22 protein-coding genes, 1 pseudogene and 1 riboswitch are annotated in these 24,424 nt (G+C 68.1%); all 23 genes and pseudogenes read right to left on the reverse strand.

The window, feature by feature from the left end; translation table 11 throughout:
- Position 1 precedes the first annotated feature (1 nt).
- Positions 2-619 carry a riboflavin synthase gene (locus MKW15_RS12810; RefSeq protein ID WP_240858274.1) on the reverse strand — a complete coding sequence of 206 codons (618 nt, stop codon included), beginning with the start codon at positions 617-619 and terminating at the stop codon, positions 2-4.
- Positions 620-664: 45 nt separating this feature from the next.
- A riboswitch (FMN riboswitch) is annotated at positions 665-823 on the reverse strand.
- Between the two features lie 68 nt (positions 824-891).
- Positions 892-1,032: pseudogene (locus MKW15_RS12815) on the reverse strand (carboxyl transferase domain-containing protein); the annotation flags it as partial.
- Positions 1,033-1,274: 242 nt separating this feature from the next.
- Positions 1,275-2,276, reverse strand: a complete 1,002-nt coding sequence (gene ribD, locus MKW15_RS12820) for a bifunctional diaminohydroxyphosphoribosylaminopyrimidine deaminase/5-amino-6-(5-phosphoribosylamino)uracil reductase RibD (RefSeq protein ID WP_240858664.1) — start codon at positions 2,274-2,276, stop codon at positions 1,275-1,277.
- 22 nt (positions 2,277-2,298) lie between these two features.
- Complete coding sequence (gene rpe / locus MKW15_RS12825) at positions 2,299-2,991, reverse strand: ribulose-phosphate 3-epimerase (RefSeq protein ID WP_240858290.1); 693 nt, start codon at positions 2,989-2,991, stop codon at positions 2,299-2,301.
- Positions 2,992-3,250: 259 nt separating this feature from the next.
- Complete coding sequence (locus tag MKW15_RS12830) at positions 3,251-4,678, reverse strand: RsmB/NOP family class I SAM-dependent RNA methyltransferase (RefSeq protein ID WP_374247063.1); 1,428 nt, start codon at positions 4,676-4,678, stop codon at positions 3,251-3,253.
- Positions 4,675-5,622, reverse strand: coding sequence for a methionyl-tRNA formyltransferase (gene fmt, locus MKW15_RS12835; protein WP_240858296.1), 948 nt, complete (start codon positions 5,620-5,622; stop codon positions 4,675-4,677). The genes MKW15_RS12830 and fmt overlap by 4 nt, the downstream gene beginning before the upstream one ends.
- 22 nt (positions 5,623-5,644) lie before the next feature.
- Positions 5,645-7,594 carry a primosomal protein N' gene (locus MKW15_RS12840; protein ID WP_462476165.1) on the reverse strand — a complete coding sequence of 650 codons (1,950 nt, stop codon included), beginning with the start codon at positions 7,592-7,594 and terminating at the stop codon, positions 5,645-5,647.
- A gap of 152 nt (positions 7,595-7,746) precedes the next feature.
- The gene (metK, locus tag MKW15_RS12845; RefSeq protein WP_240858311.1) at positions 7,747-8,958 is read right to left on the reverse strand and encodes a methionine adenosyltransferase; all 1,212 of its coding nucleotides are present in this window, start codon (positions 8,956-8,958) and stop codon (positions 7,747-7,749) included.
- A 142-nt stretch (positions 8,959-9,100) separates the two neighbouring features.
- Positions 9,101-10,360 carry a bifunctional phosphopantothenoylcysteine decarboxylase/phosphopantothenate--cysteine ligase CoaBC gene (coaBC, locus tag MKW15_RS12850; RefSeq protein WP_240858670.1) on the reverse strand — a complete coding sequence of 420 codons (1,260 nt, stop codon included), beginning with the start codon at positions 10,358-10,360 and terminating at the stop codon, positions 9,101-9,103.
- A 33-nt stretch (positions 10,361-10,393) separates the two neighbouring features.
- On the reverse strand, positions 10,394-10,693 hold the full coding sequence (gene rpoZ, locus MKW15_RS12855) for a DNA-directed RNA polymerase subunit omega (protein WP_240858323.1): 300 nt from the start codon (positions 10,691-10,693) through the stop codon (positions 10,394-10,396).
- 74 nt (positions 10,694-10,767) lie between these two features.
- Positions 10,768-11,394 carry a guanylate kinase gene (gene gmk / locus MKW15_RS12860; RefSeq protein WP_240858671.1) on the reverse strand — a complete coding sequence of 209 codons (627 nt, stop codon included), beginning with the start codon at positions 11,392-11,394 and terminating at the stop codon, positions 10,768-10,770.
- Positions 11,391-11,705, reverse strand: a complete 315-nt coding sequence (gene mihF, locus MKW15_RS12865) for an integration host factor, actinobacterial type (RefSeq protein WP_004021989.1) — start codon at positions 11,703-11,705, stop codon at positions 11,391-11,393. Before mihF ends, gmk begins: the two co-directional genes overlap by 4 nt.
- Positions 11,706-12,117: 412 nt before the next feature.
- Complete coding sequence (locus tag MKW15_RS12870) at positions 12,118-13,392, reverse strand: sensor histidine kinase (protein ID WP_240858327.1); 1,275 nt, start codon at positions 13,390-13,392, stop codon at positions 12,118-12,120.
- A 5-nt stretch (positions 13,393-13,397) separates the two neighbouring features.
- Positions 13,398-14,036 (reverse strand): response regulator, encoded by a 639-nt coding sequence (locus MKW15_RS12875; RefSeq protein WP_240858337.1) that lies wholly within the window; start codon positions 14,034-14,036, stop codon positions 13,398-13,400.
- 76 nt (positions 14,037-14,112) lie between these two features.
- Positions 14,113-14,940 (reverse strand): orotidine-5'-phosphate decarboxylase, encoded by an 828-nt coding sequence (gene pyrF, locus MKW15_RS12880; protein WP_240858344.1) that lies wholly within the window; start codon positions 14,938-14,940, stop codon positions 14,113-14,115.
- The gene (carB, locus tag MKW15_RS12885; RefSeq protein WP_240858367.1) at positions 14,941-18,276 is read right to left on the reverse strand and encodes a carbamoyl-phosphate synthase large subunit; all 3,336 of its coding nucleotides are present in this window, start codon (positions 18,274-18,276) and stop codon (positions 14,941-14,943) included.
- Entirely contained in the window at positions 18,276-19,430 is a 1,155-nt protein-coding gene (gene carA, locus MKW15_RS12890; RefSeq protein ID WP_240858388.1) for a glutamine-hydrolyzing carbamoyl-phosphate synthase small subunit, read from the reverse strand. The genes carB and carA overlap by 1 nt, the downstream gene beginning before the upstream one ends.
- Positions 19,427-19,984 carry a PH-like domain-containing protein gene (locus tag MKW15_RS12895; protein ID WP_240858395.1) on the reverse strand — a complete coding sequence of 186 codons (558 nt, stop codon included), beginning with the start codon at positions 19,982-19,984 and terminating at the stop codon, positions 19,427-19,429. Before MKW15_RS12895 ends, carA begins: the two co-directional genes overlap by 4 nt.
- Complete coding sequence (locus MKW15_RS12900) at positions 19,981-21,291, reverse strand: dihydroorotase (protein ID WP_240858404.1); 1,311 nt, start codon at positions 21,289-21,291, stop codon at positions 19,981-19,983. Before MKW15_RS12900 ends, MKW15_RS12895 begins: the two co-directional genes overlap by 4 nt.
- Positions 21,288-22,238, reverse strand: a complete 951-nt coding sequence (locus tag MKW15_RS12905) for an aspartate carbamoyltransferase catalytic subunit (protein ID WP_240858413.1) — start codon at positions 22,236-22,238, stop codon at positions 21,288-21,290. Before MKW15_RS12905 ends, MKW15_RS12900 begins: the two co-directional genes overlap by 4 nt.
- Positions 22,238-22,822 (reverse strand): bifunctional pyr operon transcriptional regulator/uracil phosphoribosyltransferase PyrR, encoded by a 585-nt coding sequence (pyrR, locus tag MKW15_RS12910; protein ID WP_240858421.1) that lies wholly within the window; start codon positions 22,820-22,822, stop codon positions 22,238-22,240. The genes MKW15_RS12905 and pyrR overlap by 1 nt, the downstream gene beginning before the upstream one ends.
- 539 nt (positions 22,823-23,361) lie before the next feature.
- Positions 23,362-23,844 (reverse strand): transcription antitermination factor NusB, encoded by a 483-nt coding sequence (gene nusB, locus MKW15_RS12915; protein ID WP_240858427.1) that lies wholly within the window; start codon positions 23,842-23,844, stop codon positions 23,362-23,364.
- A gap of 6 nt (positions 23,845-23,850) precedes the next feature.
- Complete coding sequence (gene efp / locus MKW15_RS12920; protein ID WP_240858445.1) at positions 23,851-24,414, reverse strand: elongation factor P; 564 nt, start codon at positions 24,412-24,414, stop codon at positions 23,851-23,853.
- Between the last annotated feature and the right edge of the window lie 10 nt (positions 24,415-24,424).

Genomic DNA, 24,424 nt, shown 5'->3' on the forward strand with positions numbered 1-24,424 from the left:
ATCACTTCACTTCCGGAACATGGGGCGAGTTCAACCGCTCCACATACTTCGCAATGACGTCGACCTCGAGGTTGACCACCGTGCCGGGTTGCGCCGACCCGAGATTCGTCTCCGACAACGTGGTCGGGATCAAGGAAATTTCGAACCAGTCCGCCGCATCGGTCACGCCGAGGGAGGAGACGGTCAACGAGACCCCGTCGACGGTGATCGACCCCTTCTCGACGAGGTAGCGGCTCAGCGCCGCGGGTACCGCGATTCGCACGACCGTCCAGTGCTGCGACGGTGAGACGGAGATGACCTCACCGGTCCCGTCGACATGTCCTTGGACGATGTGCCCGCCGAACCGTCCTCCCGCAGGCATCGCGCGCTCGAGATTGACCCGGCTGCCCGGCCCGAGATCGGACAGTGAACTGCGACGCAGAGTCTCGGCCATGACGTCGACGGTGAATCGGTCGTCGTGTTTCTCCACGACCGTGAGACAGACACCGTTGACGGCGATCGAGTCGCCGTAGCCGGCGTCTGAGGTGACGATGGGCCCGCGGACGGTGATGCGGGCGGCGTCGGGAAGGTCTTCGCGGGCGGCGATCTCGCCGAGCTCCTCCACGATTCCGGTGAACACGTGCTCCTCCTGCTTGCTCGGAGCAGACGCAGACGGCCTCGTGTCGCCTGTTCTCTCACATCCGGACTATGACCGTCGGCTCCGGAATCGCACCGGAATCTGCTGTCCCTGCGTCGGCAGGCGCTCGCGGGCTCGGTGTCACGAGCAGGACCTCGCGACATCATCACCGCCGGTGGGGAATCTCACCCCGCCCCGAGAACTGGTGCCTTCGACGCTAGCACGCGACGCAACACAGATCGCCTTGTGCTCCCGGTGAACGAAACCGGGGTGGGTCAGAGAGGCATCAGCAGATGCTTTCGTGCGCCGTGGGAACCCTCTTTGTCGGCCAGCATGGCCAATGCCCGGCGAATCTCGAGCCGGGTATGGGACGGCTCGATCACCGCATCGATATAACCGCGTTCGGCCGCCACCCACCGTTCCCGGACACTGGATGAGCCCTCCCCCTACCCAACTCATCAGTAACCTACGGTCGCGTAACGCGACTCTGAGCGACCACACATCGATCTGTCCAGCAATCGAAACGACTGGTCCGAGAAGCGAAGGTTCTGATCAAACGACCAAGTGCCGGCACTCCGCGCAGTCGCGATAGGAACTGTGGACCAACGACATTCACGGTTCGAAACGATCCTGCTGCGGTGTGCGTCGCACCGGCAGATCAGCGCGTCATCCGGATGAACACGTCCCCACCGTCGACGAGGCGTACCTCACGTGTTTCGAATCGGCGGGCACCCGCGAGGGTGGTGATGCCGGGGATGTCCACCGCGTTCCGGCCGGCGCCGAGAACCGTGGGGGCGACGAAGACCGCCAGTTCATCCACGAGGTCTGCGGCAAAGAAGGCCCCGACGAGCGTTGCGCCACCCTCCACCAGCACCCACAGTGCGTCGTCGAGCGCGTCGAGGACCGCGGCCGGATCGTGGCTTCGTACGTGGACGAAGGGTGCCACACCGTCCCGGAGTTTCGCGCCGTCCGGCACCTCGCGGTCGCCGACCACCACCCGAATCGGTTGATGGTCATACAGCGTGTCGTCGGGACGACGCGCGGTGAGCGACGGATCGTCCGCCAGCGCGGTCCCGGTACCGACGACGATCGCGTCGATGCGGGAACGTTGCCGATGCGCCACTGCTCGCGCGCCCGGCCCGGTGATCCATTTGCTCGTGCCATCCGGCGCGGCGATGCGACCGTCGATCGTCGTCGCGAGTTTCACCGTGACGAAAGGTCGGCCGTGCTGTTGCCGATGAAGCCAGGGCTGCAGCGGGCCCGATGTGATCTCGTCGGCTGCGACTCCTCCCGTGACGAGAACACCGGCGCGGCGCAGGGTCTCGGCTCCGCCCGCGGCCGCCGGATTCGGGTCGGCAACGCCGTAGTGCACCTCGGTAACCCCGGCCTCGATAAGTGCTTGCGCACACGGCCCGGTCCGGCCGGTGTGGTTACACGGTTCGAGTGTGACGATCGCGATCCCGTCCCGCGCGCGTTCCCCGGCCGCGCGCAGTGCCATCACCTCGGCGTGCGGGCCGCCGGGCGGCTGCGTATGTCCGATCCCGACCACCTTTCCGTCGGCCCCGAGGATGACGGCTCCGACGGGCGGGTTGGGGCTGCTGCTTCCCTGCGCGGCCACCGATGCGTCGATCGCTCGACGCATGAGCGCAACGACGTCCAGATCGCCGACGGCCATGGCCGGTTCAGCTCCCGGCTGCTCCGGCGCGCGCCGATGCGGCCTGCTCGCGCAGCTTGGCGACGGCGGCCCCCGGATCTTCGGCGCCGTAGACGGCGGACCCCGCGACGAAGCAGTCGATGCCCGCTTCCGCGGCTTCTTCGATGGTGTCGGCGTTGATGCCGCCGTCGATCTCGACGAGCAGTTGCAGTTCGTCGGCATCGATGCGTTCGCGGATGGCACGCGCCTTGGCGAGCACCTCGGGCATGAACTTCTGACCGCCGAAGCCCGGTTCGACGCTCATGATCAGCAGCGTGTCGAAGTCCTTGAGGATCTCCAGGTACGGCTCGAGCGGAGTGCCCGGTTTGATCGACAGCCCGGCCTTGGCGCCTGCCGCGCGGATGTCGCGCGCCACCGGGATCGGGTCCGACGTCGCCTCCGCGTGGAAGGTGACGTTGTAGGCACCCGCCTCGGCATACGGTGGCGCCCAGCGCTCGGGGTTCTCGATCATCAGGTGGCAGTCGATCGGTATGTCGGTCGCCTTGAGCAGACTCTCGACGACGGGCAACCCAAGGGTCAGGTTCGGCACGAAGTGGGCGTCCATCACATCCACATGCAGCCAGTCCGACCCTTCGACCGCTGCCGCCTCGGCCGCGAGGTTCGCGAAGTCGGCGGACAGAATCGACGGGGCGATCATGGGTGTGCTGCCAGGGTTACACATGCCGCAGATTGTATGGGTTGAGCTTCACGTGGCCTCATGCGCCATGGCCCCCGTCGCACATTGTCCGCCAAGCTCGTTGAGCCGGCGAGAGCCGCCCGCCGATTGCCGAGGTGCGCGGAGCCATGGCGACGCGCCTCCAGCTCCAGGCCAGTTGGTATGAAACCTGCCCGCAGTTTCCTCCCCAGACAAGGCGGCCATCGACGCAATGTCAACGGTGGCTTTCGCCAGGGCGGAAATCGGGGGCGGCTTTCGGGTCGGGCTACGCCCGGTCCTTCGTCACGGCAGCCAAGAACATCGCATCGGTGCCGTGCAGGTGCGGCCAGAGTTGGACATGTGGACCGTCGCCGAGCGTCGTCGCGTCCGCGCCGGCGAACCGGCCGACAGTCACCGTCGGTCGCGCGTCGAGTTGACGGGCATCGGGTACCGAGTCGAGCACCGAGGCGATCACCTCGACGGTCTCCGCCGGGTGCGGCGAACACGTCGAGTAGACGACGACGCCGCCCGGACGCACCAGTCGCACGGCTTCGGTGAGCAATTCTCGTTGCAGCACAACGAGTTCCGCGACATCCTCGGGCCGCCGACGCCAGCGTGCCTCCGGACGCCTGCGCAAGGAGCCCAGTCCAGAGCAGGGTGCATCGAGAAGTATCCGGTCGTATCCGGGGTCGAGGCCTGCATCACGGGCGTCGGCGACGCGGACATCGACCGGCAGGTCGCGCACCACCTTGCGGATCAGCTCCGCTCGATGCTCGGACACCTCGATCGCGTCGAGATGTGCGCCGTCGATGTCGGCGAGCGCGCCGATCAACGCGGCCTTTCCGCCCGGTCCGGCGCACATGTCGAGCCAGCGCCCGGCATCCGATCCGTCGATGGGTGCAACGGTCACAGCGCGGCCGACGAGTTGACTGCCCTCGTCCTGCACCCCGGCGAAACCGTCACGAACCGCGTCGAGGTCACCGGGATCGCCCCCGGGCAGGTAGACGCAGTACGGCGAGTAGTCGCCCACCTCTCCCCCGCTGGTGAGGGCCAGTTCCTCGGCGGTGATGAGCCCAGGCCGCGCCACCAGGTGTACCGGCGGGCGGGCGTCGTCGGCGGCCAGGGCAGCCTGCAATTGCCCGGCCGACCCACCAAGCGCGTCGAAGAACACCTCCGCGATCCAGCGGGGATGGGCGTACTGAAAGGCGAGATGACCGACGAGGTCGTCGGCGACGTCGGGCGCCAGCTCGTCCACCCAGAAGTCCTCGGACCGCTGAGACACCTTGCGCAGCACCGCATTCACGAATCCGGACGGGCCCATACCCTGTTCGGATCGCACCAGGTCCACCGACGTCGACACGGCGGCGTGTGCGCCGATCCGCGTGCGCAGCAACTGGTAGGCACCCATCCGCACCACGTCGAGCAGCGCCCCGTCGATGTCGGCGATGTCGCGTCCGGCGGCCGCGGCGATGATCGTGTCGAGAGTGCCCTGAGCCCGTGCGGTGCCGTAGGTCAGTTCGGTGGCCAGCGCGGCGTCGCGGCCGGTGATGTGCCGCTCGCGCAACAGTTTCGGCAACACGAGGTTGGCGTAGGCATCCCGTTCCCGGACGGCACGCAGGGTGTCGCGGGCCGCCACCCGAGCCGGGTCGAGGTCCTTCTGCCGGAACTTGCGGTCCCCGCCCCTCGAGTCCCCGCCCCGCGAGTCGCCGCTCACCGCAGCGTCGTCTCGTCGCCGAGTCGCGCCCCGCGCGCCCAGTCCGCCGCCGGCATCGGTTTCTTCCCGGGCGGCTGAGCCGTCCCGAGTCGCACCGGCGCGGTGCCGGTGCCGACGAACACCGCCTTCTTGGTGACCGCGACCGCACCCGGTGCAAGACGGTCGGCGGGCCGGTCCGGCTCGTCGTCGCCCACGACCCTGACCGGTCCCAGTTTGATCCGCGCGTCGTCGAGGCCGGTCCACGCGCCCGGCACCGGGGTGTGTGCCCGGATCAGGCGTTCGACGATGTGGGCGGGCAGTTCCCAGCGCACGCGGGCATCGTCGACCTCGATCTTGGGAGCATGACTGACGCCGTGGGCCGGTTGCGGCGTGGGAGCCAGTTCACCCGCGGCGATGCCGTCGAGAGTGCGCACGAGCAGGCCCGCGCCGGCCACCGCCAGACGGTCCAGCAGCTCTCCGCTGGTGTCACCAGGTGCGATTGTCTCGGTGAGCGCGCCGAACACCGGGCCGGTGTCCAAACCCTTCTCGAGCCGGAACGTGCTCGCGCCGGTCACCTCGTCGCCCGCTGCGATCGACGCTTGCACCGGCGCCGCTCCCCGCCACGCCGGCAGGACCGAGAAGTGCAGGTTGACCCAACCGTGGTCGGGAAGTTCGAGCAGGTCCGCCGGCACCAGGCCGCCATAGGCGACGACCGCACCACAGTCGGGATTCCATCGCGCCAGCACCTCGGCGACCTCCGGCTCAGCGAGGCGACGCGGGGTGATCACCTCCACACCGCGTTCGTCTGCCACCAACCCGACCGGTGATCGGGACACCTTGCGTCCCCGACCGGACACCGCGTCGGGCCGGGTGATGACCCCGACGACGTCGTGTTCGGGTGAGTCGAGCAACGCCTGCAACGACGGTACGGCGACGTCGGGGGTGCCCGCGAACACTATGCGCACGACTCGGTCCTCTCTGGAATGCTCATCCGATGGTAGGCGGGTCGACCTGGACGCGAATCGGCCCCGTCTCGTGTCGGGCGTTTCGACGTATCTGCGCGGCAACGAGCGCATCGGCCAGCAACCGTCCGTCACGACGTGGCACACGCACAAGAACCCGATCGAACTCGGTGTCGGCGTCGTCGCGGTCGGCACCGGCGGGGGGTCGAACGCCGGGCGGCAGCGGCACCGGACCGAGCACATCTCCGCCGGCCGGGATCTCGAGGTGACCGGTGAACTCGGTCAGCATTGCCGGGGTGCCGTCGATCGACGCCATGGTCACAGCGGGCGGAAACCCCAGTTCGTCGCGCTGGGCAAGCTCGGTCTCGGCGAAGCCGACCGGATCCCACCGGATGATCGCCTGCACTGGCGGTAATGCCGAGTCGGCCACGATCACGAGTCGTCCACCCTCGCCGTGCGCCCGCACCTGCCCACCGATCGCCATCCACCGCCGGACCGCGTTCTCGTCGGCACGCAGATCGGCGCGATCCAGTTGCGCCCAGGTGTCGAGAATGATCGCGGCACCGTAGCCGGCCGGGGCGACGGGCTCCGCACCCGGAGTGGCGACGACGACTCGTGCGCCGGCCGGGATCTCGTCGACGATCGACGACCCACCGCTCGTGACCACCGGTACCCCGGCAAATGCCCGCCCCAACTCCTCCGCGGTTCGGCGGGCCCCGGTGACCAAGGCCCGGACCTGGGTACCGCCGCATGCCGGGCATCGAAAGGAAGATTCGGCACGCCCGCACCACCGACAACTGACGTGACCGGCACCGTCGAGTTGCAACGGGCCGTGGCATGCGCGACACCGCGCATGTTCCCGGCAGCGCGTGCAGGCCAGGGACGGCAGGTATCCGCGCCTCGGCACGCTGAAGACCACGGGCAGGTCGGCGGCCAGAGCAGCACGCGCGGCGTCGAACGCGACTGCCGGAATGCGCGCCGAGCGTGCCTGCGGATCGCGGGCCACTTGGGCGTCGTCATCGGTTATCGCCTGCACCCGTGGGCTGCGGGAGCGCACCTGTGCCCGATCGGCCACCAGGTCATGCGCCCAGCCCGCGGCCACGAGCGCCTGCGCCTCCGCGGTCCGCGCGAACCCGCCGATGACCATCCCGCACTGCTCGAGGTGCGCACGCAGGACCGCTACCTCGCGAGGGTGAGGGTAGGGCGCACGGGGTTCGTCGAGGCTGTCGTCACCGTCGTCCCAGACGACGACGAGCCCGAGGTCGCGGACCGGGGCGAAGATGGCACTGCGAGTGCCGAGCACCACCTGCGCGGCGCCGCGTCGTGCGGCCAGCCAGCGTCGATAGCGCGCGGTGGGACCAAGTCCGGCCGCGAGCGTCACGCACCGGTCACCGAGCAGCGGTTCGCACGCTGCCGACAGGCGGTCGAGGTCGCGCTGGTCGGGCACCACGATGATTGCCCCGCGTCCCGCGGCGACCGTCGTCGCAGCGAGTTCGGCGAGCCGATTCGGCCAGTCCTCGCCGGGCACCGCCTGCCAGATGGCACGCGGGTGCCCCTCGGCGAGGGAATCCAGAAAGCCCTCCGCCGACCGGTAGACCTGCCAGGATGCGCGGTCGGGAGCCGTGACCACCGACGTGGGTTCCGGGGTTTGTTCCTTCTCCGTGCGCGCGTGCCGTGGCGGGATCGCCAGGCGAACGACGTCACCCATCGTGCCGGCGTACCGATCGGCGACCGCCCGGCACAGGGCGGCCAGTTCGGGTCCCAGCACGGGTTCGGCCGAGACCACGCGGTCGAGCCACCCGAGTTTGCCTGGATGGTCGCTCTCCTCGATCCGTTGCAGCAGGATGCCGTCGACGAGGCGCCCGGCGAATCGAACTCGCACACGAACCCCGGGTTGCGCGATCGCGTCCTGTTCGGCGTCGATCAGGTAGTCGAAAGGGCGGTCTAGATGTGTGAGCCCGAGGAACGGAAGCACCTGAGCCACCGGTTGCGACGAGGCGGGTGTGCGGGCGCCCTTTCGAGCGGTCCGCCCTCGCGTTGGTGCACCCTTTTCGCCGCGCCCTTCGAGGCTCGTCGCTTGCGCTCCTCGCACCTCAGGGAGCGGAAAGCTCACCTGTGGGCCGGGTGTCAGAGTCCTGCGGCTGCGCGCAGTTTGTCGGCCCGATCGGTCCGCTCCCACGGCAGATCGACGTCGGTACGCCCGAAGTGCCCGTAGGCGGCGGTCGGCCCGTAGATCGGACGCAGCAGGTCGAGATCGCGAATGATCGCCAGCGGACGCAGGTCGAAGTTCTCGGAGATGACCCGCTCGATGACAGCGGGGTCGACCTTTTCGGTTCCGAAGGTCTCCACGAACAGCCCGACGGGGGCGGCCTTGCCGATCGCGTAGGCGACCTGCACCTCGATGCGGTCGGCCAGACCCGCGGCAACGGCGTTCTTGGCCACCCAGCGCATCGCGTACGCCGCCGACCGGTCGACCTTCGACGGGTCTTTACCGGAGAACGCGCCACCGCCGTGGCGGGCCATCCCGCCGTAGGTGTCGACGATGATCTTGCGGCCGGTGAGGCCCGCGTCACCCATCGGGCCACCGAGCACGAACTTGCCGGTCGGGTTCACCAGCAGCCGGTAGCCCTCCGTGCTCAGCGTCGACACCTGTAGGTCGGCCAGAACGGATTCGACGACCTCGGACCGGATGTCCGGCGTGAGCATGTTCTCGAGATCGATGTCGGCGGCATGCTGCGTCGACAGCACAACCGTGTCGAGTCGGACGGGCTTGTCGCCGTCGTATTCGATGGTCACCTGCGTCTTGCCGTCCGGTCGCAGGTACGGCAGCACACCGGTCTTGCGGACCTCGGTGAGCCGGCGTGACAGACGATGAGCGAGCGCGATGGGCAGGGGCATCAGTTCGGGGGTCTCGCTGCTGGCGTAGCCGAACATCAGACCCTGGTCGCCCGCGCCCTGGTTGTCGATCTCGTCCTCGGAGATTCCGCTGCGGCTCTCGTGGGAGTTGAACACGCCGCCGGCAATGTCGGGCGACTGCGCACCGATCGCGACGTTGACGCCGCACGACGCGCCGTCGAATCCCTTGGTCGACGAGTCGTAACCGATGTCGAGGATCTTCGCGCGGACGATGCCGGGGATGTCGACGTAGGCAGTGGTGGTCACCTCACCGGCGACATGCACCTGACCGGTGGTCACCAGGGTCTCGACGGCGACCCGCGCCTTGGGGTCGTCGGTCAGGATGGCGTCGAGCACCGAATCGCTGATCGCATCGCAGATCTTGTCGGGATGTCCCTCGGTGACGGATTCACTGGTGAACAGGCGTGACGCGGAGGTGGTCATCGGGTCCTCTCAAGGCGGGTCGCGTTAGCACAGGTCGCAGGAGTGCATGGTTGCGTCCGGGAGGTCACCACTGTTCCCCCAGGACGCCAATGTGAGTGCGTTCCAACCTACACACCCACGCAGACAGCCCGCGCGGTGTGGGTCACGCACCCCGACCATCAGGCACCAGGCCGCGCACTTCGTCAAGTATTCGGCTCGACATGAGGGTTTTCGAACCCAGCGGAAGCGCGGTTTCGGCGCCTTGCGCAGAGAGCAGCCAGCCGGTGTTGTCCTCGGTGCCGAACGCTTTTCCGTCGCCCACTGCGTTGACGACGAGCAGGTCACAGCCCTTGCGGGCCAGCTTCGCCCGTCCGTGGTCGAGGACCCCGCCCGTTTCGTCGCCGGTCTCTGCAGCGAAACCGACGATCACGGTCTCCGCCGGGATCGCGCCCGCTGCGCGGCTCTCCACCAGGCCCCGCAGGATGTCCGGGTTGGTGGTCAGCTCGATGGGCGCGGGTCCCGCGTCGCCCTTCTTGATCTTCGCGTCGGCGACCGAGACCGGACGGAAGTCGGCCACCGCGGCCGCCATGATGACCACGTCGGCCTCGGCCGATCGCTTGGTCATCTCGTCGGCGAGTTCGCGAGCCGTGGACACCCGGACGATGTCCACGCCCGACGGATTGCCGGGGTCGGCGGTCGAGCCGGCAACGAGGGTGACCTTGGCGCCACGCTGCGCTGCGGCTCGGGCGAGGGCAAAGCCCTGCTTTCCGGAGCTGTGATTGCCCAGGAAGCGCACCGGGTCGATGGGTTCACGGGTGCCGCCGGCGCTGATGACGAAACGTACTCCCGCGAGGTCGTAGGGCAGGGCGTCGGCGTGCTCGAGCAGCAGATCGGCGAGCAGCGCGATCTCCTGCGGTTCGGGGAGCCGGCCGGGGCCCGAATCGGTGCCGGTGAGGCGGCCGGATGCCGGAGTCATCACGGTGGCACCGTGTGCGCGCAGAGTTGCGACGTTGGCCACCGTGGCGGGGTGCTCCCACATCTCGGTGTGCATGGCCGGCACGAACAGCACCGGACAGCGGACCGTCAGCAGCGAAGCGGTCAGCAGGTCATCGGCGCGGCCGCCCGCGGCCCGGGCCATCAGGTCGGCCGTGGCAGGCGCGATCACCACGAGGTCGGCACCCTGCCCCAGCCGGACATGGGCGACCTGGTCGACGTCGTCGAAGACGTCGGTGGTCACGGGATGGCCGCTGAGCGCCTCGAAGGTGGCGGCACCGACGAACTTGAGCGCCGACGCAGTGGGCACGACGCGAACGTCATGACCGGCCTCGGTGAAATGCCGGATGACCGAGCACACCTTGTAGGCGGCGATGCCGCCTCCGACACCGACGATGATGCGTCGACGTGCTCCACCCGATCTGCTCATCGCGGCAGTGTCGCTCATCGAGGCTGCGTGGACTTATTCGCCTTCGGTGTGCTCGAGCAGGTCCGAGTGGATCTCCCGCAGCGCGATCGACAGCGGCTTCTCCTGCAGACCCGGCTCGACGAGCGGACCGACGTACTCGAGGATGCCGTCGCCGAGCTGGTTGTAGTAGTCGTTGATCTGACGTGCACGCTTGGCCGCGTAGATCACGAGCGCGTACTTGGACGACGCGCGCTCGAGCAGGTCGTCGATCGGCGGGTTGGTGATGCCCAGCGGCGTGTCATAGGCCGGCGCGTCGGCGATCTCGGTCATGTCGAAGTTGGTCTGCGTGCTCACTCGATCTCCTGCTGCTGCGGTGACGTGGAAAGTCTGTGGTTCGGGTCGGTCGGGTACCGGCCGGTGGGCGGTCCTCAGCGGTTGCCTGCGGCATCCTGCCGCGGGTGTGCGGCGGGCTGAGAAGGTCCGACCAGCAAGGATACCAACTCACTGGCCGCTCGGTCGACTTCGCTGTTCACGATCACGTGATCGAACTCGTCGCGAGCTGCCATCTCTGTCCGTGCGGTGTTGAGCCGACGCTCGATGGCCTCGGGGCTCTCGGTGCCGCGACCGGTCAATCTGGCGACCAGATCGTCCCAGCTCGGCGGCGCGAGGAACACCGTTGTGGCCTCGGGAAGGTGGGCGACCACGTTGCGCGCACCGACCAGGTCGACCTCGACGAGCACCGGCGATCCGGCAGCGAGTGCGTCGAGGACCGGTCGGCTCGGCGTGCCCGAACGCTGCAGCCCACCGTGGATCTCGGCCCATTCGAGAAGCTCGTCGTCGGCGATCATCCGGTCGAACTCGTCGGAGCCGACGAAGAAATAGTCGCGTCCGTCGACCTCGCCGGGGCGCGGCGAGCGTGTGGTCGCGGAGACGCTGAAGTACAAATCCGGCACAGCGGCGCGAACTCGCGCCACGACGGTGGACTTGCCGACGGCCGAGGGGCCGACCAAAACGATCAGTCGGCCCCTCGTGCGTTCGGTCGGTTGCTCGCTCAGGAGCTGAACTTCTCGAGCAGAGCCTTGCGCTGACGATCACCGAGACCGCGCAGACGGCGGGTCGGAGCGATCTCGAGTTCGGTCATGATCTCCTGCGCCTTGACCTTGCCGACCTTGGGCAGGGCCTCGAGCAGGGCGGAGACCTTCATCTTGCCGAGGATCTCGTCGTTCTCGGCATCCTTGAGCACCTGCTGCAAGTCGGTGCCGCCGCGCTTGAGGCGCTCCTTCAGTTCGGCGCGAACTCGCCGAGCAGCAGCAGCCTTCTCCAAGGCTGCCGCGCGCTGCTCGTCTGTCAACTGGGGAAGGGCCACGATTCCTCCGTATTTCGTTCTACTTCGATCAGTCTGTCGGGATCACATGACCATGTAACCCACTCGGCCGCTGTACAAACGCGGACGCGTGCTCGACCGTACCCAACGTGAGCAGGCAATTCGAGCGCGACCCCCGCGCAGAGCTTCCGTGCACATGTTGTACTTTGCGGCACCGACAACCCGGTACGGACAGCTCGCCGGGCATGCATACCCGCAGGTCAGATCGCATTATCGACCGCGCGAGAGTCTGCCGCGACACCGCTACGGCTGTGACGCGTGTGACGCAAGCGCATCCTCGAATCTTCCTAGACTTGGTGGCCCGCTCCGGTGTGTCGTGCCGATGAACTCGCCGATTCACGCAGGTCAACCGGCGCCGGGAGCGAAGCGAGCGGGCCGAGTACCTCGGGGCACATCAGCCTCCCTGACGCACCGGAACCTCGGCGATCGCGACAGTGCCCCCGGTCGGTCGGGCGTCGACGGTCAGCGTGCCACCGGCCGCTTCGAGCCGGACCCGGCGCGACATCAGACCGAGATGCCCTTCGGTCAGCCGCTCGGCGAGCCGATCACTGCCGCCGGCGTCCGACGCGAGGTCTGCGCCGATGCCGACCCCGTCGTCGACGACCACCAGCCGAGCCTGGCCGGCGTCCCACTCGGCACTCAGCTCGAGGCGATCGGCACCGGCGTGTTTGACGACGTTGGCGACCAACTCTCGCGCAGTGGCGTACAGCAACGCATCCACCGATGTGGAACCTTCGGGCGACCATCCCGCCACGTCGACCACGACGTCGAGGCCTCCGGGCACCGCGACCGAGCGACCGAGCTCATCGAGTGCCACCGCGAGCCCGTGGTGATCGAGCACCGCCGGATTGAGCGTCGTCAACGTCGAGCGCAGCAGCCGACTGGATTCGGTGAGCGCCGCGTCGAGCCGGTCGGTGGCGTCGGGATCGTCGCCGCGCCGGACATCGGAGAGGGTGTGCCGGGCAGCGAGCACGTACTGCATCGCACCGTCGTGCAGCGCGTCGGCGAGATCACGGCGTTCCCGGTCCTCGATCAGCAGCGTTTCGCTCAGCAGATGGGCCCGGTCGGCCGCGAGCGACCCGATCGTCATCACCCGGGAGCGTTGCAGCAGTGACAGCAGAACGCTGGCCAGCGCGAGTGCACCGATCACCACGGTGTGCAGGATGACCAGCGACCACGGCTCACCGTTGGCGGGACGTGCGGCGGCGGTCGTCGCGAAGTAGACCACCACGGTGGGTACTGCGATGACGGTCGGGACCCATGGGCGCAGCGACGTCGCACCCATCATCGGGATGATCGCGAAGCCGGTCAGTAATACGTCGGAGGTCCAACTGATCGAGTCGGAGCGACTGGCGAGGACGGCGAGCACCGTGAGCGCACCCAGGTCGACGAACACCGCCGACCACATCAGCCGCACCGTCACCGCGTCTCCGCGGCGGGCCAACAGGACGGTGATCACCGACCAGATCACGTAGCAGCCCACCACGATCCAGGTTGCGACGAGATAGTCGGCGGGCGGATCGAAGGCGATCACGAGCACGACGAACGCCGCGAGGATCACTCGCAACAACACCTGGATCCGGATTCCGCGCAATCCGTGGTCCAGCAGGATCTCGCGGATCGCGCCCTCGTCGGCCACCGCTGCAAGACCGCGCTCGTCGTCGGCCATCGGCGTCAGTCGATGAGCCCGCGCCGCAGGCCTTCGGCGACCGCGGCGGCGCGGTCGGAGACCCCAAGCTTCTCGTACAGGCGCTGGGTGTGGGTCTTCACCGTCGACGCCCCGATGAACAGTTCAGCCGCAAGCTGCGGGATCGACAGCCCACGCGCAAATCCGGCGAGCACCTGCGACTCCCGCTCACTCAGTGCCGGGGTCTCGGGCGCGGTGTGCATGCGGATCTGGTCGACGAGACCACCGGCCAGTTCGGCCGGCACCACGGTCTCCCCTTTCGCGACGCGCATCACGCCGCCGACGATCGCGTCCCGATCCGAGTCCTTGGACAAGTAGCCACTCGCGCCGCGCTGCAGGGCCTCGAAGACGATCGGCGCGTCGGTCACCGCGGACAGCAACAGGACCCGGGTGCTCAGTCCGTCGCGGGTCACTGCATGCGCGACGTCGGCCCCGGTCATCCCCGGCATCTGGTAGTCCACGACCGCGACATCCGGTGCGGTCTCGCGGATCATGTCGAGCCCGGCACGCCCGTCGCCGGCCTCCCCGACCACCGAGATGCGACCGCTGCTCGTCAGTCCACGCGCGAGGCCGTCACGAAAGAACGGATGATCATCGACGACGACCACTGTCACCAGCGCATTCACCTCGGCTCCCCAATCACCCGCCGAGTCTATCGCCGACGCGTCACCCGCAACGTAGATCCCGGACGAGGGCGTCGCGTCACCTCGACAGCGCGGCTTCGACCTCGTCGATGGTCTGTTCACACGCCGCGCGCAACGTGACCACATCGGGGCCATGCCGCAGGACGCCGCGGGAACTGGCGGGCAGCACCCAGCGCAGGTGTGCACCGTAAAACACCGCGGGCAGGTCGGACGGGGTGGCGCCCTGCGCACCGAGTCCGGGCGCGAGGATCGGCGCCGTGAAGCCACTCAGGTCGAGGCCATGGTTTCGGGTGGCGCCGACGACGAGGCCGACCGTCACACCCTCGCCGTTCTCCGCCGCGGCGGCGTCGACCATCGACTGCGCGACAAATCCGGCCCCGGTGTCGGCGAGCTGCACCCCAACGCCCTCCGGGTTGGACGTCCGAGCCAGGACGAACACCCCGCGATCCGACCGTCGAGCCGCGTCGAGCGCAGGACGGAGCGACTCGAATCCCAGGTAGGGCGAGGCCGTCACCGCGTCCGAGCACAGCGGCGAGGTGTCGTCGAGCCACGCGTGTGCATAGGCGGCCATGGTGGTGCCGATGTCACCGCGTTTGGCGTCGGCAAGCACCAGGGCGCCGAGTTCCCGGCAGCGACGGATGGTTTCTTCGAGCACCGCGAAACCGCCCGAACCGAACGCCTCGAAGAACGCGACCTGCGGTTTGATCACGGCGGCCACCGGCCCGAGTGCTTCGGCACACACCTCGGCGAACCGGGCGAGCCCGTCCACGGACACCGGCAGACCCCACTGCGCGAGCAACTCGGCGTGTGGATCGATACCCGCGCAGAGCCGGCCGCGCGTGTCGACGGCCTGCCGGTAGCGCGCCGCGAAGCCCGAATCGGTCACCTATCCCTCACCCACCAGCGCGCGGTGACGTTCCTGCAGCGACTGCACGCCCACCTGGCCGCGAATGGCTGCCTCGATGCCCTGCACCGCGGCGCTCGCACCCTGCACCGTGGTGATGCACGGAATACCCACCGTCACAGCGGCGCTGCGGATCTCGTAGCCGTCGACGCGAGGTCCGGACTGGCCGTACGGGGTGTTGATCACCATGCTCACCTCGCCGGCCCGAATGGTGTCGACGATGTTGGTCTCCCCCGGTCCCGACTCGAAGTGCTTGCGGACCGTGGTGGCCTCGATGCCGTTGCGCCGCAGGACATCCGCGGTGCCCTCGGTGGCCAGGATGGTGAACCCGAGGTCGGCGAGGTGCTTGACCGGGAAGATCAGCGCCCGCTTGTCCTTGTTGGCCACCGACACGAAGATCGCGCCCGACGTGGGCAGCGACCCGTAGGCCGCCGTCTGCGACTTGGCAAAGGCTCGACCGAAGTCGGCGTCGATACCCATCACCTCGCCGGTCGACTTCATCTCCGGCGAGAGCAGGGAGTCCACCCCGGTGCCGTCGTAGCGGCGGAACCGGTTGAACGGCAGCACCGCTTCCTTGACCGAGATGGGCGCATGCGCCGGGGCCTCGCCGCCGTCGCCCTCGGCGGGCAGCAGTCCACTCGCGCGCAGGTCGGCGATCGACTCACCCAGCATCACCCGGGCGCACGCCTTGGCCAGCGGCACGGCGGTCGCCTTGGATACGAACGGAACGGTCCGGCTTGCGCGCGGGTTCGCTTCGAGGACGTAGAGGATGTCGTCCTTCAGCGCGTACTGCACGTTGAGCAGTCCTCGTACGCCGATCCCCTTGGCGAGTGCTTCGGTGGATTCGCGCACCATCGCCAGGTCGGCGCGGCCGAGCGTCACCGGGGGCAGCGCGCACGCGGAGTCGCCGGAGTGGATGCCCGCTTCCTCGATGTGCTCCATCACACCGCCGATGTAGACCTCGTCGCCGTCGCACAGCGCGTCGACGTCGATCTCCACCGCGTCCTCGAGGAACCGGTCGACGAGGACCGGATGGTCGGGCGTCAATTCCGTTGCGCGGGAGATGTAATCAGCCAGCGACTGCTCGTCGTAGACGATCTCCATGCCGCGCCCGCCGAGCACGTACGACGGACGCACGAGCACCGGATAACCGATCCGGGCAGCAGTGTCACGAGCCTCGTCGAAGCTGGTCGCGGTGCCGAAGGCAGGGGCGGGCAACCCCGCCGCGGTCAACACCTTGCCGAATTCGCCACGGTCCTCGGCGAGGTCGATCGCGGCCGGCGAGGTGCCGACGATCGGCACCCCCGCGCCCTGCAGACGGTCGGCGAGACCCAGCGGTGTCTGGCCGCCGAGCTGCACGATGACACCGGCGACCCGACCCGACTTCGACTCCGCGTAGAACACCTCGAGAACGTCCTCGAAGGTGAGGGGCTCGAAGTAGAGACGGTCGGCGGTGTCGTAGTCGGTGGACACCGTCTCGGGGTTGCAGTTGACCATCACGGTCTCGTAGCCCGCTTCGGACAACGTGAGCGCCGCGTGCACGCAGGAGTAGTCGAATTCGATGCCCTGCCCGATGCGGTTGGGGCCCGAACCGAGGATCAGCACCTTCTCCCGTTCGGTCTGCGGTGCGATCTCACTCGTCGCGGCGGGATCGAGTTCGTAGGTGGAGTAGTGATACGGCGTACGCGCCTCGAACTCGGCCGCGCACGTGTCGACGGTCTTGTAGACCGGACGCACGCCGAGACCCACCCGGAATTCGCGCACGGCGTCCTCGTCGGCGAAATCGTCACGCAGCGCGGCGATCTGCTTGTCGGAGAAACCGGTGCTCTTGGCTTCGCGCAGCAGATCCTCATCGAGGCGTCCGGCGTCGCGGATATCGGCCCCGAGTGCCGCGATCCCGCCGATCTCGGCCAGGAACCACGGGTCGATGGCGGTCGCCTCGTAGAGCTGCTCGATGGTGGCGCCGGCGTCGAACGCCAGCATCAGCCCGTAGAGCCGACCGTCCTTCGGCGTACGAAGCTCCTCCAGAAGTGCGGGCAGGTCGATGGTGGCCGGATCTTGGCGGGCCGGTTCGGTCCAGAACCCGGCGGCCTTGGTCTCCAGCGAGCGCATCACCTTGCCGAGCGCCTCGGCGAAGCTGCGTCCGAGGCTCATCGCCTCGCCCACCGACTTCATGGTGGTGGTGAGGGTGTCGTCGGCACCCGGGAACTTCTCGAAGGCGAACCGCGGCGCCTTGACGACCACGTAGTCGAGGGTCGGCTCGAAGCAGGCCGGGGTTTCCTTGGTGATGTCGTTGACGATCTCGTCGAGGCTGTAGCCGATGGCGAGCTTGGCGGCGATCTTGGCGATCGGGAAACCCGTTGCCTTGGAAGCCAATGCCGACGACCGCGACACACGCGGGTTCATCTCGATCACCACGAGCCGACCGTCGCGCGGGTCCTGGGCGAACTGGATGTTGCAGCCGCCGGTGTCGACGCCGACCTCGCGCAGGATGTCGATCGAGAGGTCACGCATGATCTGGTATTCGCGGTCGGTGAGCGTCATCGCCGGCGCGACGGTCACCGAGTCGCCGGTGTGCACGCCCACCGGGTCGAGGTTCTCGATGGAGCAGACCACCACGACGTTGTCGCGGTTGTCGCGCATCAGCTCGAGTTCGTATTCCTTCCAGCCGAGGATCGACTCCTCGATCAGCACGTTCGCAGTCGGCGAGGCGGCCAGACCGCCGCCGGCGATCCGCTCGAGGTCGGCGTCGTCGTAGGCCATGCCGGAGCCGAGCCCGCCCATCGTGAACGACGGCCGCACGACGACCGGGAAGCCCAGTTCGGCGACGGTGTCACGCACCTCGTCCATGGTGTGACATACCCGCGATCGGGCGCTCTCACCGCCGACCTTCTCGACGATGTCCTTGAACATCTGCCGGTCCTCGCCGCGCTGGATGGCGTCGAAGTCGGCACCGATCAGCTCGATGCCGTACTTCTCCAGCGATCCCCGATCATGCAGTGCGACAGCGGTGTTGAGTGCGGTCTGCCCACCGAGGGTGGCCAGCACGGCGTCGATCGGGTGACCGGCGTCGCGTTCGGCCTCGATCACCTTCTCCACGTATTCGGCGGTGATCGGCTCGATGTAGGTGGCGTCGGCGAACTCCGGGTCGGTCATGATGGTCGCCGGGTTGGAGTTGACCAGGCTGACGCGCAGCCCCTCGGCCTTGAGCACCCGGCATGCCTGCGTGCCCGAGTAATCGAACTCGCAGGCCTGTCCGATGACGATCGGTCCGGAACCGATGACCAGGACGTGGGAGATGTCGGTACGGCGTGGCATCAGGCCCCACGTCCTTCCAGCAGTGTCACGAATTTGTCGAAGAGGTAGGCGGCATCGTGCGGACCGGCCGCGGCCTCCGGGTGGTACTGCACCGAGAAGGCCCGGCCGGACATCAATTCGACGCCCTCCACGGTGCCGTCGTTGGCGCACACATGGCTGACGCGGGCGCGGCCGAAGTCGGTGTCGAACTCCTCGCCCGCCTCGCCGTCGAGGGCGAAGCCGTGGTTCTGTGCCGTGATCGACACCTTGCCGGTGGCAGAGTCGATGACCGGGATGTTGATCCCGCGGTGGCCGAACTTCATCTTGTAGGTGCCGCGGCCGAGCGCGCGGCCGAGGATCTGGTTACCGAAGCAGATGCCGAAGAGCGGCAGGTCGGCGCCGAGGACATCCCGGGTGAGGTTCACGATCGCGTCGGCCGTCGCGGGGTCGCCGGGACCGTTGGACAGGAACACACCGTCGGGATTGCGGGCGGTGATGGCCGCGAGGTCGGTGTTCGACGGCAGCACGTGGACCCGCACGCCTCGCTGCGCGAACATCCGCGGGGTGTTGGTCTTGATGCCCAGATCGATTGCGGCGACGGTGAATCGGGCCGGCGCCTTCGGCTCCACCACGTAGCCGGTGTCGGTGGTGACCTCCCCGGCCAGGTTGGCGCCCTTCATCTCCGGCTGGTTGCGCACCCGGCTGAGCAACTCGTCGGTGTCGGAGACAGCCGCGCCGGAGAAGACGCCGGCACGCATCGAGCCGTGGTCGCGCAGGGTGCGCACCGCGGCACGCGTGTCGATCCCGGCGATGCCGACGATCCCCTGCCGCACCAGTTCGTCCTCCAGCGAGGTCGTCGCGCGCCAATTCGACACCCGCCGAGTGGGATTGCGCACCGCGTACCCGGCGACCCAGATCTTTCCGGAATCGCCGTCGGCGTCGGAACTGCCTGCGCTTCCGGTGGATTCGCCGTCCTCGCGGTTCCATCCGGTGTTACCGATCTGCGGCGCGGTGGCCACCACGATCTGGCGGTGGTAGCTCGGATCGGTCAGCGTCTCCTGATACCCGGTCATTGCGGTACAGAACACCGCCTCACCGAGGGTCTCGCCGACTGCACCGAAAGCCCGGCCGGTGAACACCTGGCCGTTCTCCAGCACCAGAACCGCTGTGCTCATTGCTCTTTCCCCTGTTCCTCTGAACCCGATCCCGGGGCATCGGCTTCGCTCGATGGCTGATCGGCGAAGGCATGCACCCAGTCGGGGTAGATCGTCTTGTCGTCTGCGCGCAGACCGGAATCGATCTCGGTGCCGGTCGGCAATACCCAACGGACCACCAGGACGCCGTCGGCGGTCATCACCTTGCCCGCGAGTCCCCGCTCGGTCCGCACCGCGGTGATGGACTCGCGCGGAATCCAGATTGTGCTGGCGCCCCTGCGCTCGAGCAGGATTCCCGCCGCGTAGGCGCTCATCGACGCGCTTGCCCGGTCACCGACGTCCCCGACAGCGATGCGGTTCTGCCAACTCGGCGCCAACGTGCTGCCGACGTACAGTCCGGTGTGCGGGCCCAGTTGCGCCTCGCCGAGATCTGCCGGCGGCGTGGGCATCTCACCGATGAGATCGGCCTGCCGACGGCCACGGTTGCGCCAGCCGCGCAGAATCAGGGCCACCAAACCGGCCCAGGCCACCACCACGATGACGACGATGACGATGTCGTATGCGGCGTCGCTCACGCACTCACCCGCCCGTCGACTGCGGTCACCACGCCGCGCAGCAGTGTCGCGGTGACGGTGGCGGGCATGGTCATCGCCTCGTAAGGCGTATTGCGGGACAGGCTCGCCAGGTCGGCGCCACGGACCACCCACGAGGTGTCCGGGTCGACGATGGCCAGGTTGGCCGGCTCGCCGACCTCGATCGGGCGCCCCTGATCGGTCAGGCCCACGATGGCGGCCGGGCGTTCACTCATCACCCGAGCGACACCGCGCCAGTCGAGCAGACCCGGCTTCACCATGGTCTCGACGATGATCGGCAGAGCGGTCTCCAGACCGAGCATGCCGGGGCGAGCGAGGGCGAACTCGCAGCACTTCTCCTGCGCAGCGTGAGGTGCGTGATCGGTGGCGACGCAATCCACCACACCGTCGGCAAGCGCCTGCCGCAGGGCAAGATTGTCGCTGGGCTCGCGCAACGGCGGATTGACCTTGTTCACCGGGTCATAGGTGGCCAGACGGTCGTCGGCGAGCAGCAGGTGATGCGGGGTGACCTCGGCGGTGATCGAGATGCCCTGGTCCTTGGCCCAGCGCAGCAGTTCCACGGTGCCCGCGGTCGACGCGTGGCAGATGTGCACGCGGGTCCCGGCGTCGCGTGCGAGCAATGCGTCGCGCACGACGATGGACTCCTCGGCGGCGCGTGGCCAGCCCGCGAGACCCAGCCGTGCGGCTGTCGGCCCCTCGTGCGCGACCGCACCCACCGTGAGACGCGGTTCCTCGGCGTGCTGGGCGATCAGGACGTCGAGTCCCTTTGCGTACTCGAGGGCGCGCCGCATGAGCAGCGGGTCGGACACACATTTGCCGTCGTCGCTGAACATGCGCACACCGGCGGCACCGGCCGCCATCATGCCCATCTCGGCCAGTTGCTTGCCCTCGAGTCCGACGGTGACGGCCCCGACCGGGTGGACGTCGACGAGTCCGACCTCCCGGCCGGTGCGCCAGACGTTGTCGGTGATGGTCGAATTATCGGCGACCGGGTTGGTGTTGGCCATCGCGAACACGGCGGTGTAACCGCCCAATGCCGCTGCGGCAGAACCGCTTCGGATGGTCTCGGTGTCTTCACGACCGGGTTCGCGCAGGTGTGTGTGCAGGTCGACGAACCCCGGCAGCGCCACGCCGCCGTTGCCGTCGACCCGCTCGATGTTCTCGGGCGCGTCGAGGTCGGTGCCGATCGCGGTGATGGTGCCGTCCTCGACGAGAACGTCGACCGCATTGCCCTCGCCGTACGGCCGGACGCTCGAGATCAGCACCGATCCACTCGCCGGGGTGTTCACAATTGCGCTCCTGCCGAATCGCTTCCGACGAGGAGTCGGAAGAGCACCGCCATGCGGACGTGCACGCCGTTACGTACCTGTTCGAGCACCGCCGCCCGTGGCGAGTCGGCGACCGAATAGCCGATCTCCATCCCGCGCAGCATCGGCCCGGGATGCAGGACCACGGCGTCGTCGGACAGCAGCGCGAGTCGTCGTTCGTTGAGGCCGAACCGCACCGAGTATTCGCGTGCACTCGGGAAGAACCCGCCGTTCATCCGCTCGGCCTGCACCCGCAGCATCATCACCGCGTCGACGGCGGCGAGTTCGGCGTCGAGATTCCCCGACACCGCAACCGGCCACTGTTCGACACCGACCGGGAGCAGCGTCGGCGGTGCAACCAGCACCACCTCGGCGCCCAGCGTGGCCAGCAGGTGCGCGTTCGAGCGCGCCACCCGCGAGTGCACCACGTCGCCGACGATGGCGATCCGTCGGCCGTCGAGCGAACCGAGGCGTTGGCGCAGGGTCAGCGCATCGAGGAGTGCCTGCGTGGGGTGTTCGTGAGTGCCGTCGCCGGCATTGATCACCGCAGGTCCGTCACCATCGGGACCGGTGGTCCAGTCCGCGATCTGGGCCGGCGCACCCGACGCCGGATGGCGCACGATCAGCGCGTCGGCACCCGCGGCGCGCAGCGTCTTCGCGGTGTCGCGCAGCGACTCCCCCTTGCCCGCAGACGAACTCGAGGCGCTGACGTTGATCACGTCGGCACTCATCCACTTGCCGGCGACCTCGAAGGACACGCGCGTGCGGGTGGAGTTCTCGTAGAACACGGTCATCACCGTGCGGCCGCGGAGCGTCGGTAGCTTGCGGACCTCCCGGCCCATCAGTGCCTGCTCGAACCGCTCCGCGTCGTCGAGCAGTTCGGTGGCCTCGTCGAGGGTCAGGTCCGCGGTCGACAGCAGATGTCGCATCACGCATCAGCCTCGTCGGATGCCGGACCCGATGCCGGACGCAGGACCACCTCGTCGACGCCGTCGTGCTCCACGAGGTGCACGGCGACGTTCTCGTCGCGCGAGGTCGGGATGTTCTTGCCGACGTAGTCGGCCCGCAGCGGCAGCTCACGGTGACCACGATCGACCAGCACCGCCAGTTGCACCGCGGCCGGTCTGCCGAGGTCGCGCAGGGCGTCGAGCGCCGCGCGAACTGTCCGGCCCGAGTAGAGGACGTCGTCGACGAGGATGACGACGGCGTTGTCGACACCACCGCGCGGCACCATGGTCCGTTCGAGCGGACGGTGCGGTTTGGCGCGCAGGTCGTCGCGATACAGCGTGATGTCGAGGTAGCCGACGGGAATGTCGGTGCCCGCGAACTCATTGATCTTGGCTCCCAGCCGAGTCGCAAGAGTTGTTCCGCGGGTGGGGATTCCGATGAGAACGACGCGAGGTGCGTCGGGTGAGTCGAGCGCTGTCTTCTCGATCACCTGATGGGCGACCCGGGCGATCGTCCGGGACACATCGGCGGCGTCGAGCAAGACCCTGCCATGCGGGCTGGCCAAAGCCGACCTCCTTCTCCGCCTCTCGGGACGGATCGTTAAAGGATGTCTGTCTCGCGACACTCTACACGGACCGGCGACCCGGCCGTGCGGCGCGGCGGCACGAGCAGCGCATGCGAGCGTCCCGAAGGGTGCGGGCCTGCCTCGAAGCTGTCATCAGCCGGCCGTCACGAGCGAGAGCGCGATCGGCCACGAACGCTCGGATCAGCGACCCACCCGCCGCCTGCGGCGGCGATCGTGGAGGCGGGAAGAGGGCCGTGGAGCGCGACGCGGCAACGATGATCCACGAAAAATAGGGGAAGAAACTCGTCCCCTATCCCTGGAGTCCTCCCCGCGAATTTTCTCGCGGACGACTCAACAAGCAGGGACAGAAAGTAGGGGAAGAACCTTCCCCTACTTTCAGTGGCCCGGCGCCTCGCTGACGTGGCCCGTTCACCTGCCCTTCGAGGCATCCCTCGGCCGGCGCCTCGGGCACCTCAGAGAGCGGTGGGGTGGTGGACGCTTATGTGCAGGTCAGAGCGCTAATCACCGAACTCTTCGGATCAGCGCGCGGGTCCGTCGGTTCTGCCGTCAGCATCACCTGCGGCGGCCGCGGCCCGCACTTGCGGGGCAAGCTCGGCGATCTTCCCGAGCACGCCGTTGACGAACGCGGGCGAGTCGTCGGTGGAGAGTTCCTTGGCGAGCTCGACCGCCTCGTCGACGACGACGATGGTGTCGACGTCGACCGAATTGAACAGCTCCCACGTCGCGAGACGCATGATCGCGCGGTCGACGGCGGGCAGCCGTTCGAGCGTCCAGTCACGCAGGTGCGATGACAGGACGGCGTCGATCTGTGGCTGATCGGTGGCGAGTCCCTCGATCACCGTCGCGGTGTAGTCGTGGATGGCGCCGACACTCTCATCGTCGCGCACGAGTTCGCGGCGTTCGGCGACGAGCGCAGCGGGGCTGACCTGCTTGGCTTCCGCCTCGAAGAGCAGGTCGACGGCTCGGCGTCGCGCCTTGTGCCGGGTTCCGGGTTGTTTCACTGGCTACTACGAGTTGACGCGGCCGAGGTAGCTGCCGTCGCGCGAATCGACCTTCAGCTTGTCTCCGGTGTTGATGAACAGCGGCACGTTGATCTCGGCACCCGTCTCCAGCTTCGCGGGCTTGGTGCCACCGGTCGAGCGGTCACCCTGCAGGCCGGGATCGGTGTGCTCGACGATGAGCTCGACGGTGACCGGGAGCTCGACGAACAGCGGGTTGCCCTCGTTGAGCGAGACCTGGACGGTCATGTTCTCGAGCAGGAACCGCGCGCCGTCGCCGACGGTGGCCGGCGGGATCGCGAACTGCTCGTAGTCCTGCTGATCCATGAAGACGTAGTCGGTGCCGTCGTTGTACAGGTACTGCATGTCGCGACGGTCGACGGTCGCGGTCTCCACCTTGACGCCCGCGTTGAAGGTCTTGTCGACGGTCTTGCCCGACAGCACGTTCTTGATCTTGGTGCGCACGAATGCGGGTCCCTTGCCGGGCTTGACGTGCTGGAACTCCAGGATCTGCCAAAGCTGATCGTCCATGCGCAGCACGAGGCCGTTCTTGAAATCGGCGGTGGTCGCCATAATCGTCAGT

It is taken from the genome of Gordonia gummivorans, assembly GCF_022513585.1.
Taxonomy (GTDB): domain Bacteria; phylum Actinomycetota; class Actinomycetes; order Mycobacteriales; family Mycobacteriaceae; genus Gordonia.